The organism is Kitasatospora sp. DSM 101779 (genome assembly GCF_025655475.1).
Classification (GTDB): Bacteria; Actinomycetota; Actinomycetes; order Streptomycetales; family Streptomycetaceae; genus Kitasatospora.
In genome coordinates this window covers 2,028,737-2,041,193 of sequence record NZ_JAHTIK010000001.1, presented here as the reverse complement: position 1 = coordinate 2,041,193, position 12,457 = coordinate 2,028,737, and the positions used below count along the sequence as shown (strand labels likewise).

Sequence of the window (12,457 nt, the reverse complement as noted above, 5' to 3'; positions counted from 1 at the left end):
GCCCCGGCGGGCCCGCCCGCCGCGCGCACCTGGAGCCCGGGTGCCCGCCGCACCGGTGCCAGGCCGACCCCTGGACCGCATCCGAGGAGCAACGAGGAGGAACCGCATGACCACCGCACCGCTCGCCCCCGTCGAGGCACCGCGGCACCCGGCCGAGGCCGTCCCGCTGTCCTGGTCCACCACCCTGGACCGCGGACTGGTCCACCGGGACGCCGTCGGCGAGGTCTTCGTCACCGACCTGCGCGGGGACGAGGACGGCCACTACACCGCCGCCGCCCAGCTGCCCCGCTCGCACGCCTACTACGGCGACCACCTGCTCCGGCCCGGCACCCACGACCCGGTGCTGCTGCTGGAGGCCGCGCGGCAGGCCACCCTGGCCGGGGCGCACATGTTCCACGGCATCCCGACCGACCACAAGTTCATCCTGACCTTCCTGCGGATCCACCTGATCCGGCCCCAGCTGCTGACCATCGGCGACAGCCCGCTCGACCTGGTGCTCAAGGTGACGGTGACGGACCGTCGGGTCCGCGAGGGCCGGGTCACCGGGCTCGACCACCGCGTCGACCTCACCGTGGACGGCACCGTGATCGGCTGGGCCGGCGTCGGCCTGCGATTCCGCGACCCGGCCGGCTACCGGGAGATGCGCCTGCGCAACCGCGACGGCGCCGCGCTGCCCAGCACCTCGGTGCTGCCGCCGCAGACCGGCGGCTCGGGTGAGCCCGGCCTGCCGGCCGCCCCGCACCTGGTCGGCCGCGCCGACCCGCGCAACGTGGTGCTGCTCGACCCGCAGCTCGCCGACGGCGCCGCCACCGCGGTGCTGCGGATACCCGCCGGCAACCCGAGCATGTTCGACCACCCGCAGGACCACCTGCCGGGGATGGTGCTCGCCGAGGCCGCCCGCCAGCTCGCCCTGTTCACCGCACTCGACACCCGCGGGCTGTCCGCCGCCAAGACCTTCCCGGTCGACCTGGCGGTCACCTTCGCCCGGTTCGGCGAACTGGAGCCGCGGACCGTGCTGACGGCGACCCTCGGCGACGAGAAGCCGCTCGGCGCGGAGGCCGGCGAGCACGCGTACTACACCCAGGGCGGCCCGCTCGACCTGGACGAGGCCGAGCCCGGCGCCGCGGTCACCCAGCTGCCGGTCGTGGTGGACGCCCGCCAGAACGGCGAGTCGATCGCCCGATTCGTCCTCTCGCTGGCACGCATCCGCGGCTAGCAGGCTGTACGCGTACCCGGCGGGCCCGGGCACACCGCCCGGTTCCGCCCGGTCCCGTGACCGACCGACAGCACAGCAGGGGGAGACCGATGCCCAGCACCGCCGCCGCGTTCTTCGACGTGGACGAGACCCTCGTCCGGGTCAAGAGCATGTTCCACTTCCTGGAGTTCTACCTGCGCCGCCGCGGTGAGCCGGAGGGCACCTTCGCCCGGCTCACCGCCGACCTCAGGGCGGCCGCCGCGGCCGGCACGCCCCGGCAGGCCGTCAACCGCGCCTACTACCGGCTGTACGCGGGGGAGAGCGCCGAGCGGCTCGCCGCGGCCGGCGAGGCCTGGTTCGAACGCTCCGTCGAGGACGACCTGTTCGTACCGGAGACGGTCGCCGCGGCCGAGCGCCACCGGGCGGCCGGAGACGCCCTCGTCCTGGTCTCCGGCTCGTTCTTCGCCTGCCTCGACCCGATCGCCGCCCAGCTGCGGGCGGACTGGACGGTCGGCACGCGGCCGGTGGTCCGGGGCGGCCGGCTCACCGGGGAGGTGGTCGTCCCGGTGATCGGCGAGGTCAAGGGCCGGGTCGCCTCGGCGGTCGCCGGCGTCCGCGGCCTGGACCTCGCCCGCTGCGCCGCCTACGGGGACCACTCCAGCGACATTCCGCTGCTGGCCACGGTGGGCCGACCGGTGGCGGTCGGCGACGACCCGGTGCTCACCGCCCACGCCGAACTCGCCGGCTGGCAGCGGCTGCTGCCCGCCGAACCGGTGCGGGCGGCGGTCTAGGCACCTGAATCAGCTACCCGACCGCCCTTTGAACACGTTCCCCAGCACGCGCTGTGCACCCCCGCCCGGCGGGCCCGGGGGAGCGGCGCGGACGGCACCCGTCCGGGGCCGTACCGCGCGGCGACAGGCCCGCACCGACGACAGGAGGGGACCATGACACCGATCGGCATCGTGGGCACCGGCTCGTACGTGCCCGCGGAGGTCGTCAGCAACGAGGAGGTCGCGGCCGGGGCGGGCGTGACCGCGGACTGGATCGAGGAGCGGACGGGCATCGGCCGGCGGCATCGCGCCGCCCCGCACGAGGCCACCTCCGACCTGGCCGCCGAGGCGGCCCGCAGAGCGCTGCGGCAGGCCGGGGTGACGGCCGACCGGCTCGCCTTCGTGGTGGTCGCGACGTCCACCCCGGACCACCCGCAGCCCGCCACCGCCAGCATCGTGCAGCACCTGATCGGCGCCCGCCGGGCCGCCGCCTTCGACGTCAACGCCGTCTGCAGCGGCTTCGTGTACGGGCTGGCCGTCGGCACCCAGATGCTCCGCGGCGGCACCGATCCGGCCGCCCCGTACGGACTGGTGATCGGTGCGGACATCTACTCCCGGATCCTCGACCGCGAGGACCGGAAGACGGCCGTGCTGTTCGGCGACGGTGCCGGCGCCGCCGTGCTCGGGCCCGTCCCGGCCGGCCTCGGGGTGGTGCAGACGCTGCTGCAGGGCCGCGGCGACCAGCACCGGCTGATCGGCGTCGCGGCCGGCGGCAGCCGCCGGCCGGCCTCGGCGGAGACGGTCGCCGAGGGCGGGCACTGGTTCCGGATGGACGGGCGGGCGGTGCGCGGCTTCGTCCACGAGGCGCTGCCCGGTGCGGTCTCCACCCTGCTCCGGCGGGCCGGGGTGCCCGCCCGCGAGGTGCGGCACTTCGTGCCGCACCAGGCGAACGGGGTGATGCTGAACCAGGTCTGGCCGGAGCTCGGACTGCCCGGCGCCACGATGCACCTGACGGTCGACCGGCACGCCAACACCGGCGCCGCCTCGGTGGCGGTCACCCTCGACACGGTGCACCGCCGCGGCGGACTGGAACGCGGCGACCTGGTGCTGCTGGCCGGGTTCGGCGGCGGGATGAACATCGGGGCCGCGCTGCTGCGCTGGGCCCTGGACCAGCCGGCCGGCCCGCTCGGCGAGCCGGTGTACCGGGCCGAGGACGAGGCGGCCGACCGGCTCGCCTCCTGGGGGCTGCTCTCCGGGGCCGCCCTGCGGTGAGCGGTGCCGGCGGCGAGCCGCGGTGCGCATGCCCGGAAGGACGGGCCGCGCCCCGCGGCTCCGCCGCGTCCGGGAGCCCCCGCGGAGGGCCGCACCACGTCCGGGTGCCGCCCGGGCGGCGTACCGGCGAGCGGCCGGTGACGGGTTTCTGACGGTCCGTCGCTGTTCAGTAAAGGGATGTCAAAACCGATGGGTCCGAGTCGAAATCCCCTTCGAAAACAAACCGGTTGGTCTGTAGGATTGGGGACACCCGGTGAACACCCGAAGGGGGATTTGTACGGTGTCCCAGATACTGGATGTGCGTCCGGAGGATGTGCTGTTCGCCCGCACGGTCGACCGTGCGCTCGTGCACCGGGCCGCGGTGTCGGAGGTGCTCCTGACGGACTGCCGGCCGGTCGGCGACCTGGACTTCCTCCTCGGCGCCCAATGGCCCCGCGGCCACGGCTTCTACCTGCCGGTCGCCGACCGCTGGTACGACCCCGTCCTGATGGCGGAGACGGTCCGCCAGGCCGGCCTGGTCGTCGCGCACACCGCCTTCGGCGTTCCGCTCGACCGGCACTTCCTCATGTGGGACGTCGCCTTCGAGGCCGACCCGGCCGCGCTCGCCTTCACCGGCACGCCCGCCAACCTCTCGCTCATGGCCACCTGCGAGGACGTCCGCCGGCGCGGCACGGGCCTCGCCGGCATGCGGATCCGGGTGCACGTGCTGCGCGACGGCCGGGCGCTCGGCACCGCCACAGGAGCGCTCAGCTGCACCAGCCCGGACGCCTACCGCAGGTTGCGCGGCGGCCGGTTGGCGGCCGCGCTCGAACGGCCGCTGCCGCCGCTGCCCGTGCCGCCGCCGCTGGTCGGCCGCGACCGCGCCGCCGACGTGGTGCTCGCGCCCACCGCGGAGCCGCAGGTCTGGCAGGTCCGCTCGGAGCGCAGCCATCCGGTGCTGTTCGACCACGAGGTCGACCACGTGCCCGGCATGGTGCTGGTGGAGGCGATGCGGCAGGCCGCCTGCCTGGCCACCGGCCGGCCCGCCCCGCTGGTCACCGGGCTCTCGGCGTCCTTCCACCGGTACGTCGAGTTCGGCGAACCCTGCCTGGTCCGGGCCGAGGCGGGCGCCGCCTCGGTGCACGGGACCTCGGTCGAGGTCGTCATGGAGCAGGGCGGCGAGGCGGTGGCGCACGGCAGCCTCCGGGTCTGCCCGACCGGCTGACCCGCCGTCCGGTCCACTGCCGGTGCCACCGGACGGCGCCGGCGGGCGGGCAGCGGGGGCGGGGTGCGTCAGGCCCCGGTCGGCGCGTTCGCCAGCGCCGCCGTGGCGCGGCCCAGCAGGGCCAGCAGTCGCTCGCGCTCCTCGGCGTCGAACTCCGCGTCGAGGGCCTGCTCCACCGCCATCGCCGCCTGGTCGGCCTTGGCCAGCAGGGTGCGGCCGCTCCTGGTCAGCCGGGCCTCCAGGATGTGCTGGTGGATCGGGTGCGGCTTGCGCTCGACGAGCCCGCGTCCCTCCAGGGTGCCCAGCACGGAGGACATCGTCTGCGGGGTGACCAGGCAGCGCCGGGCCAGTGCCGCCCCGGACAGCCCGGGCTCCTCCGACAGCACCAGCAGCACGGTGTACTGCGGGGTGCTGAGCTTGAACGGGCGCAGTGCCGCATGCTTGGCCGCGATCAGCTCCTGCTCGGCGCGCTTGATGTGGTGGCCGAGGCGCTGGTCGATAGGCATCGTCATGCGTCCCTGTATATCAGGCATCTTAGGTCTGTATGAAGCCTGCGTGTCGTGGAGGCGGTACCGTACCGCGCGGTCGGTCCGTTCCGGGGCTGCCGCGCGGTGCCCCGCGGTGCCCGCGTCCGGGCCGGTCACCGGCGGGCCGGGGCGCCCCGTCCGCCCGGGCGGGGCCAGTCCGACACACCGTCACCCGGCGGCCCGCGGACGGGACGCGGACGTACATTGGCGGAATGATCACGTACGTGGAGCGGCAGGCGGGGGAGCTGGCGGCGGCAGGCCGCTGGCCGGAACTGCTCGGACTGTTCCGCCGGCTGCACGGGACCTCCCCCCGCACGGCCGGCCCGATCGGGCACCTCGTCGCGTACGCGGCGCCGCCGGAGCACGCCGCCCGGCTCTTCGACCGCGACGGCGGCCCGCACGCCGCCGCCGGCGAGCACGACCACGACGCCGGGCCGCTCTGGGAGGTCCTCGCCACCCGGCACTCCTGGCGCCGACTGGCCCCGCTGCTGGAACCCGCACCGGTGCGGCGGCTGGTCGCCCACACCCGCGCCCTGCTCGGCGAGGAGGTCGCCGGCCGGGCCGAGGCCGACCCGGAGGGCGTGCCGTTCGCGCTGGAACCCTGGGAGCAGGCCGGCTGGGAGGAGGGCGTCCGGGTGCGCGACTACCTGCCCGCGGGCGGCGCCCGGCGGGCCCTGTTCGCGCTGCCCGACACCCGCGAGGACCTCGTCCGCCTCGACCTCCCGACGGGCGGCCGGCCGGTCGCCGGCTTCGCCGGGGCCCGGCTGTCGGCCTCGCTCGCGCCGTGGCTCACCGCCGTCTGCGTCCAGGGCACCGCCCCCGACGCCGCCGCCCGGCTCGCCCCGGGCCGCCGCGTGCTGGCCGGCCACCTGCCGTTCTCCGCCGCCTATCCGGCCCTCGTCCAGGCGGCCTCCGGTACGCCCCGGCTCGGCACCGCCCACGGCCGCCTCGCCGTCTGGCACCTGCTCGCCGCCATGGCCGGCAGCGTCCGGCCGGTCGCGAAGGAGGTCAACGCGCTGGTCGCCCGGCTACGTTGCCTCGCCTGGTCGGAGCCCCGCGACGAGCTCTGGTACCTGCACCTCGCACTGGAGGACCCGGCCACCGGCCTGGCCTGGGCGGTCAGCGGCACCGCCGAGGCCTGACGCCGGCGGCGCGGACGGCCCCGGCGCACGCACGGCGGCGCCCCCCGGGGAGCCGGGGGGCGCCGGTGGAGCGGCGGCAGCCGCTCAGGCCTTGGTGGTCTCCACCGCCGGCGGCTGCGGCTGCGCGGGAACGGTGCCGGTGTGCGGGTCGGCGAGCGCGGACTCGTCGAACGGCAGGGTGCCCGCCAGGACGAGACCGAGCCGCTCGCGGTCGAGCTCGCCCGTCCAGTGGCCGATCAGCACGGTGGCCACCGCGTTGCCGGCGAAGTTGGTGAGCGCCCGGGCCTCCGACATGAAGCGGTCGATGCCGACGATCAGGCCGACGCCGTCGACCAGCTCCGGCCGGTGCGACTGCAGGCCGCCCGCCAGCGTCGCCAGACCGGCGCCGGTGACACCGGCGGCGCCCTTGCTGGCGATCACCATGAAGAGCAGCAGCGAGAGCTGCTGGCCCAGCGACATCGGCTTGTCGAGGGCCTCCGAGATGAAGATGGAGGCCATGGTGAGGTAGATGGCGGTGCCGTCCAGGTTGAAGCTGTAGCCGGTCGGCACGGTGATGCCGACCACCGGACGGCTGACGCCGAGGTGCTCCATCTTGGCGATCAGCCGGGGCAGCGCGCTCTCCGAGGACGAGGTCGACAGGATCAGCAGGAACTCCCGGCCGAGGTAGCGCAGCAGCGAGAACACGTTGACCCCGGCGACCAGCCGCAGCAGCAGCCCGAGCACCACGGCGACGAACAGCGCGCAGGTCAGGTAGAAGCCGACCATGATCATGGCGAGGCTCTTCAGCGCGGCCGTGCCGGTGGCGCCGACCACCGCCGCGATGGCGCCGAAGGCGCCGATCGGAGCCACCCACATGATCATCGACATGATGCGGAAGACCAGCCGCTGGAGGTGCTCGACCCCGCGCAGCACCGGTGCCCCGACCGGGCCCATCGCCTGCAGGGCGAAGCCGGCCAGCAGCGCGACCAGCAGGGTCTGCAGCACCTTGCCCTCGGTGAGGGCGGAGAAGAGGGTGGTCGGGATGATGCCGAGCAGGAAGTCGGCCGTCCCGGTGGCCTCGCCCGCCGCGGCCTGGGCGTGCCCGGACTTCGCGAGGGCGCTGGTGAGGTGCAGCCCCGCGCCGGGCTCGATCAGGTTGCCCACCAGCAGGCCGATGCCCAGCGCGACGGTGGACATCACCAGGAAGTAGCCGAGCGCCAGCCCGCCGACCCGGCCGACCTTGGCGGCCTTGGTGACCGAGCCGATGCCGAGCACGATGGTGCAGAAGATCACCGGGCTGATCATCATCTTGATCAGATTGACGAAGCCCGTGCCGATCGGCTTCAACTCCACCGCCGCGTCCGGCGCGGCGAGACCGACGACGATGCCCGCGGCCACCGCCGCGATCACCGCCAGGTAGAGGTAGTGCGTACGGTCGACTCTGCGGCGGACTGCTCCTGCGCTCGACATTCCACGGCTCCTTCGCCCTGCTGTCCCTGACGGCCCCGGGGGGGAGGGCCGGTGAAGACTATGGGCGCCGGAGTGACGGGGGTCACGTTTGCGTTCATAGAGTTCACACCCGGCGGTGCCGCCGCCGGGGCAGGACCGTGCACACTGTCCGGTATGCGCATCCGCCCAGGCCGTCCGGCCCGCACGGCCCCGCCGGCCCGACCGGCCCCGGGGGACCGTCCCGCGCGCCGACCGCTGCGCAGTCTCGCCGGGCAGCTCTTCGCCGTGCAGGTGGTGATCGTGGCCGCGGTGGTCGCCGGCGGCGCCGTCCTGGCCTACCTCTTCACCGAGCACCGCACCCACGAGGCGGCCGTCCGCCAGGTCACCGCCGCCGCCCGGGCCGTCGCCGACGCACCGGCCGTCGCCGAGGCCGCCACCGGCCCGGACCCGACCGCCGTGCTGCAGCCCTACGCCGAGCGGGTCCGCCGCGACGCCGGCGTGGACTTCGTCACCGTCATGGACACCCACGGCATCCGCTGGGCGCACCGCGACCCGGCACAGATCGGCCGGCCCTTCCTCGGCCACATCGCCGGCGCGCTCGCCGGCCGCACCACCAGCGAGACGTACACTGGCACCCTCGGCCCGTCCGTCCGGGTGGTCACCCCGATCCTCGACGGACACGGCCGGGTGGTCGGCCTGGTCAGCTCCGGCATCACCCTGGAATCGATCAGCGCCCGGCTGCGCGGCCCGCTGCTCGCGCTGGTCGGCGTCGCCGCGGGCGCCCTCGCGCTCGGCGGCGCCGGGTCCTACCTGGCCAACGCCCGGCTGCGCCGGCACACCCACGGCATGGGAGCCGCCGAACTCAGCCACCTGTACGACTACCACCAGGCCACCCTGCACTCGGTGCGCGAGGGGCTCGTCCTGCTCGACCGGACGCACCGGGTGGTGCTCTGCAACGACGCCGCCCGCGAACTCCTCGGCCTGCAGGGCGAGGTGGAGGGCCTGCCGTTCGACGCGCTCGGCCTGCCCGAGTCGCTGGTGCGGGCCGTGCTCGGACCGGAACCGGCCCACGACGAGGTGCACCTGACGGCGGAGCGGGTCGTGGTGCTCAACACCTCGCCGATCGGTACCGGCCTCGGCAGCGTGCTCACCCTCCGCGACCACACCGAACTCCAGTCCCTCACCGGCGAACTGGACAGCGTCCGGGGCTTCGCCGACGCCCTGGGCGCACAGGCCCACGAGGCCGCCAACCGACTGCACGCCGTGGTCTCGCTGGTCGAACTCGGCCGCCACCAGGACGCGGTGGACTTCGCCACCGCCGAACTCGAGCTCGCCCAGCGGCTCACCGACAAGGTCGTCGGCGCGGTCGGCGAACCGGTGCTCGCCGCCCTGCTGCTGGGCAAGGCCTCGCAGGCCGCCGAACGCGGCGTCGACCTCGTACTCACCGAGGACAGCCGGATCGACGACGGCGTGCTGCCGCCCGACCTCGCCCCGCGCGACCTGGTCACCGTGCTCGGCAACCTGATCGACAACGCCGTCGACGCGGCGATCGAGAACGCCGCCGAGCACCCCGGCCCGCCCGAGGTCACCGTCATGGCCCGGGTCGACGACGGCCACCTGCTGCTCCGGGTGGCCGACTCCGGCGCCGGCATCGACGCCGGCGCCGTCGGCGAGGTGTTCCGCCGCGGCTGGACGACCAAACAGCACGGCCGCGGTCTCGGCCTCGCGCTGGTGGCCCAGACCGCCCGGCGCAACGGCGGCACCGTCGAGGTCGGCCGCGACCGCGGCGCCGTGCTCACCGTCCGGCTGCCGCTCCAGCGGGAGGCCGCCCGGTGACCGCCGAGATCTCCGTGCTGGTGGTCGAGGACGACCCGGTGGCCGCCGACGCCCACGGCCTCTACGTCACCCGCACCCCCGGCTTCCGGGTGGCCGCCACCGCCCACAGCTGCGCCGGGGCGCTGCGCGCCCTGGAACGGGCCCGGACCGCCGGCACCCCCGTCGACCTGGCCCTGCTCGACCTCTACCTGCCGGACGGCCACGGGCTGCAGCTCTGCCGCACCCTGCGGGCGGCCGGCCACACCACCGACGTCATCGCCGTCACCTCCGCCCGGGACCTGGCGATGGTCCGCCAGGCGGTGTCGGCCGGTGTCGTCCAGTACCTGCTCAAGCCGTTCAGCAGCGCGGCGCTGCGCGAACGACTCGACCGCTACGCCCGCTACCGGGCCAGCCTGGGCCGGCCCGGCGAGGCCGTCGGCCAGGACGAGGTCGACCAGGCGTTCGCCCTGCTCCGCACCCCCGAACGGTCCGCGCTGCCCAAGGGGTTGAGCGCGCCCACGCTGGAGACCGTGGCCGGGGTGCTGCGGGCCGCCGACGCCGGGCTCTCCGCCGCGGCGGCGGGCGCCGCCGCCGGGGTCTCCCGGATCACCGCCCGCCGCTACCTGGAGCACCTCGTCGACACCGGACTCGCCGTCCGTGAGCCGCAGTACGGCCAGGTCGGCCGGCCCGAACTCTGCTACCGCTGGCGCGCCTGATCAGACCCGCTCGGCGACGGCGAGGAAACGCTCGTCGGTGTCGGTGTACGAGACCGCCCGCCAGCCGTTCGCGGCCAGCAGCGGACGGAGGTTGGGCTCGGCGCGCAGGTCGTCCGGGGTGAGTGCGCGGCCGTGCCGGGCGGCGAGCGCGGCCCGCCCGATCGGGTGGTAGAGCGCGAGGCGGCCGCCCGGCCGGGTCACCCGGGCGAGTTCGCGCAGGCCCTCGGCGGGGCCGGGCAGGTGGGAGATCAGGCCGGCGCCGAACACCAGGTCGACCACCGCGTCGCGCAGCGGCAGCCGGGCGCAGTCGGCCTGCACCAGCACCGCCGCGGCGCGGTGGGCCGAGGCCACGGCCAGCATCTCCGGGGTCAGGTCCACCCCGAGCACGGTGCCCCGGGACCCGACGGCTTCCCGCAGCAGCGGCAGCGCCCGGCCCGTGCCGCACCCGGCGTCGACCACGAACGCGCCCTCGCCGGGTGCCAGTTCGGCGATCGCCGCGGCGTACCGCGGTCCGTCGTCGGGGAACTTGGCGTCCCACCCGCCCGCGCGGACCGCGAAGAAGTCCCGGGTGCGTGCCCGCTCCGCACGATCGTCCTCGGTCATGCCGCGCAGTCTAACGGCCGGTCAACCGTCCGCCCCTCGACCTCAATCGATTCATGAGATTGCGCCAAATATGCCTTTTCCGCCTTGATAGAAGTGCATTAATCGGTCAAGTGGAACCAGTGACCGGTCCTCGGCGCCGTGTCGGGATCGCGCTCGGCCGCCCCCGCCCACCGCAGGGCGGCCGGGCGCACCGCGCCGGCGCCGGCCGGACGGGGCAACGGCGCCTCGGGGCGGCCGTGACCTTTCGGCGGTCGGCTCGTTGGGGCAGGGCGGAGCCTTGCCCGGGCGAAATTCGGGCGGAAATGTCCGATCCGGCGGCGGCGGAGCGGCTCCAGCCAGTAAAGTTAGGCTTACCTAACTTCGCGAGGAGAGCCTGCCCGTGAGCCCCACCGTCGACACCGCCGCCCCGGCCGGTGACGCCATCCTGCGCCGCCAGCGCATCCGCGAGTCCGCCGCCCGCACCTACGCCCGGTCCTTCCCGATCGTGCCGGTCAGGGCCAACGGCATGACCGTGGAGGGGGCCGACGGACGGCGCTACCTCGACTGCCTCAGCGGGGCCGGCACCCTCGTCCTCGGCCACAACCACCCCGTGGTGCTGGAGGCCATCCGCCGCACCCTCGACGGCGGCGCCCCGCTCCACCTGCTCGACATCGCCAGTGCCGAGAAGGACGACTTCACCACTGCCCTGTTCGAGGCACTGCCGCCCGCCTTCGCCGCGCGGGCCAAGGTGCACTTCTGCGGCCCGGCCGGCACCGACGCCGTCGAGGCCGCCCTGAAGCTGATGCAGACCGCCACCGGCCGCAGCGGGGCCCTCGCCTTCACCGGCGCCTACCACGGCATGACGGCCGGGGCGCTCGCCGTCACCGGCTCGGTCGCCGTCAAGGCCCCGCTGCCCGGCGGCGGCGAGGTCACCCGGCTGCCCTACCCGTACCCGTACCGCTGCCCGTTCGGGGTCGGCGGCGAGCGCGGCACCGAGCTGTCCGCCGCCTACACCGAGCGACTGCTCGACGACCCGGCCGGCGGGGTCACCGCCCCCGCCGCGATGATCCTGGAGGCCGTCCAGGGCGAGGGCGGGGTCGTTCCGGCGCCGGACGACTGGCTGCGGACCATGCGCCGGATCACCGCCGACCGCGGCATCCCGCTGATCGTCGACGAGGTGCAGACCGGCGTCGGCCGCACCGGCGCCATGTGGGCGGTCGAGCACAGCGGGATCGAGCCGGACGCGATCGTCCTCTCCAAGGCCATCGGCGGCAGCCTCCCGCTCGCCGCCGTCGTCTACCGCGAGGAGTACGACGGCTGGCGGCCCGGTGCGCACACCGGTACCTTCCGCGGCAACACCCTCGCCATGGCGGCCGGTGCCGCCACCCTGCGGCACGTCGCCGCGCAGGGCCTGGTCGAGCGCTCCCGGACGGTCGGCGCGCGGATGGCCGCCCGGCTCGCCGGCCTGCAGAGCCGCCTCCCGGTGATCGGCGACGTCCGCGGCCGCGGCCTGATGCTCGGCGTCGAACTCGTCGACCCGGCCGGCACTCCCGACAGTTGCGGCGCCCTGCCCGCCGATCCGGCGCTCGCCGTCCGGGTCCGCGAGGCCTGCCTGCAGCGCGGCCTGATCGTCGAACTCGGCGGCCGCCACGGCGCGGTGCTCCGCCTGCTGCCACCGCTCACCATCACCGACGAACAGGCCGAGGCCGTCCTCGACCGGCTCGCCGACGCCGTCGAGGCCGCCTCCCGGGCGCAGCCGTGAGACCCCCGGCCGGCTCCGACGCCCTCTCCGGCGGCAGGGCCGGC

General features: G+C 75.4%; 11 protein-coding genes. 8 read left to right on the top strand and 3 right to left on the bottom strand.

All coding sequences use genetic code 11. The features are described 5' to 3' along the window. The first annotated feature begins 106 nt into the window (after positions 1-106). The 4 genes from KSNIM_RS09460 to KSNIM_RS09445 all read left to right on the top strand — a co-directional run bounded on the left by KSNIM_RS09460 (position 107) and on the right by KSNIM_RS09445 (position 4,441). On the top strand, positions 107-1,216 hold the full coding sequence (locus KSNIM_RS09460; protein WP_263102777.1) for a ScbA/BarX family gamma-butyrolactone biosynthesis protein: 1,110 nt from the start codon (positions 107-109) through the stop codon (positions 1,214-1,216). Between the two features lie 89 nt (positions 1,217-1,305). Further along, positions 1,306-1,986: an HAD family hydrolase gene (locus KSNIM_RS09455; RefSeq protein ID WP_263102776.1), complete on the top strand. Its 681-nt coding sequence runs from the start codon at positions 1,306-1,308 to the stop codon at positions 1,984-1,986. Between the two features lie 153 nt (positions 1,987-2,139). Then, positions 2,140-3,237, top strand: a complete 1,098-nt coding sequence (locus KSNIM_RS09450) for a 3-oxoacyl-ACP synthase III family protein (RefSeq protein ID WP_263102775.1) — start codon at positions 2,140-2,142, stop codon at positions 3,235-3,237. Positions 3,238-3,517: 280 nt separating this feature from the next. Beyond that, entirely contained in the window at positions 3,518-4,441 is a 924-nt protein-coding gene (locus tag KSNIM_RS09445; protein ID WP_263102774.1) for a ScbA/BarX family gamma-butyrolactone biosynthesis protein, read from the top strand. Between the two features lie 68 nt (positions 4,442-4,509). Here the strand turns inward: KSNIM_RS09445 and KSNIM_RS09440 are convergent, their stop codons facing one another. Beyond that, the gene (locus KSNIM_RS09440) at positions 4,510-4,953 is read right to left on the bottom strand and encodes a MarR family winged helix-turn-helix transcriptional regulator (RefSeq protein WP_263102773.1); all 444 of its coding nucleotides are present in this window, start codon (positions 4,951-4,953) and stop codon (positions 4,510-4,512) included. Between the two features lie 227 nt (positions 4,954-5,180). Here KSNIM_RS09440 and KSNIM_RS09435 point away from each other — a divergent pair, with 227 nt between their 5' ends. Then, a complete protein-coding gene (locus tag KSNIM_RS09435) occupies positions 5,181-6,110 on the top strand; it encodes a hypothetical protein (RefSeq protein ID WP_263102772.1) in 930 nt (309 codons plus the stop codon). 84 nt (positions 6,111-6,194) lie between these two features. Here the strand turns inward: KSNIM_RS09435 and KSNIM_RS09430 are convergent, their stop codons facing one another. Continuing rightward, positions 6,195-7,559: a cation:dicarboxylate symporter family transporter gene (locus tag KSNIM_RS09430; protein WP_263102771.1), complete on the bottom strand. Its 1,365-nt coding sequence runs from the start codon at positions 7,557-7,559 to the stop codon at positions 6,195-6,197. Between the two features lie 153 nt (positions 7,560-7,712). Between KSNIM_RS09430 and KSNIM_RS09425 the strand changes: the two genes are divergently transcribed. Both KSNIM_RS09425 and KSNIM_RS09420 read left to right on the top strand, forming a co-directional pair. Continuing rightward, complete coding sequence (locus tag KSNIM_RS09425) at positions 7,713-9,374, top strand: sensor histidine kinase (RefSeq protein ID WP_263102770.1); 1,662 nt, start codon at positions 7,713-7,715, stop codon at positions 9,372-9,374. Continuing rightward, entirely contained in the window at positions 9,371-10,069 is a 699-nt protein-coding gene (locus KSNIM_RS09420) for a response regulator (RefSeq protein ID WP_263102769.1), read from the top strand. The genes KSNIM_RS09425 and KSNIM_RS09420 overlap by 4 nt, the downstream gene beginning before the upstream one ends. Here KSNIM_RS09420 and KSNIM_RS09415 read toward each other — a convergent pair whose 3' ends face one another. Then, on the bottom strand, positions 10,070-10,672 hold the full coding sequence (locus KSNIM_RS09415; RefSeq protein WP_263102768.1) for a class I SAM-dependent methyltransferase: 603 nt from the start codon (positions 10,670-10,672) through the stop codon (positions 10,070-10,072). 373 nt (positions 10,673-11,045) lie between these two features. Between KSNIM_RS09415 and KSNIM_RS09410 the strand changes: the two genes are divergently transcribed. Next, the gene (locus KSNIM_RS09410; RefSeq protein WP_263107885.1) at positions 11,046-12,413 is read left to right on the top strand and encodes a diaminobutyrate--2-oxoglutarate transaminase family protein; all 1,368 of its coding nucleotides are present in this window, start codon (positions 11,046-11,048) and stop codon (positions 12,411-12,413) included. Positions 12,414-12,457 lie beyond the last annotated feature (44 nt).

What these genes read in the sequence shown, in the direction of transcription:
- KSNIM_RS09460 (WP_263102777.1), top strand. Translation starts at nt 107, where the DNA reads ATGACCACCGCACCGCTCGCCCCCGTCGAGGCACCGCGGCACCCGGCC.
- KSNIM_RS09455 (WP_263102776.1), top strand. Translation starts at nt 1,306, where the DNA reads ATGCCCAGCACCGCCGCCGCGTTCTTCGACGTGGACGAGACCCTCGTC.
- KSNIM_RS09440 (WP_263102773.1), bottom strand. Translation starts at nt 4,953, where the DNA reads ATGACGATGCCTATCGACCAGCGCCTCGGCCACCACATCAAGCGCGCC.
- KSNIM_RS09425 (WP_263102770.1), top strand. Translation starts at nt 7,713, where the DNA reads ATGCGCATCCGCCCAGGCCGTCCGGCCCGCACGGCCCCGCCGGCCCGA.
- KSNIM_RS09450 (WP_263102775.1), top strand. Translation starts at nt 2,140, where the DNA reads ATGACACCGATCGGCATCGTGGGCACCGGCTCGTACGTGCCCGCGGAG.
- KSNIM_RS09435 (WP_263102772.1), top strand. Translation starts at nt 5,181, where the DNA reads ATGATCACGTACGTGGAGCGGCAGGCGGGGGAGCTGGCGGCGGCAGGC.
- KSNIM_RS09415 (WP_263102768.1), bottom strand. Translation starts at nt 10,672, where the DNA reads ATGACCGAGGACGATCGTGCGGAGCGGGCACGCACCCGGGACTTCTTC.
- KSNIM_RS09430 (WP_263102771.1), bottom strand. Translation starts at nt 7,559, where the DNA reads ATGTCGAGCGCAGGAGCAGTCCGCCGCAGAGTCGACCGTACGCACTAC.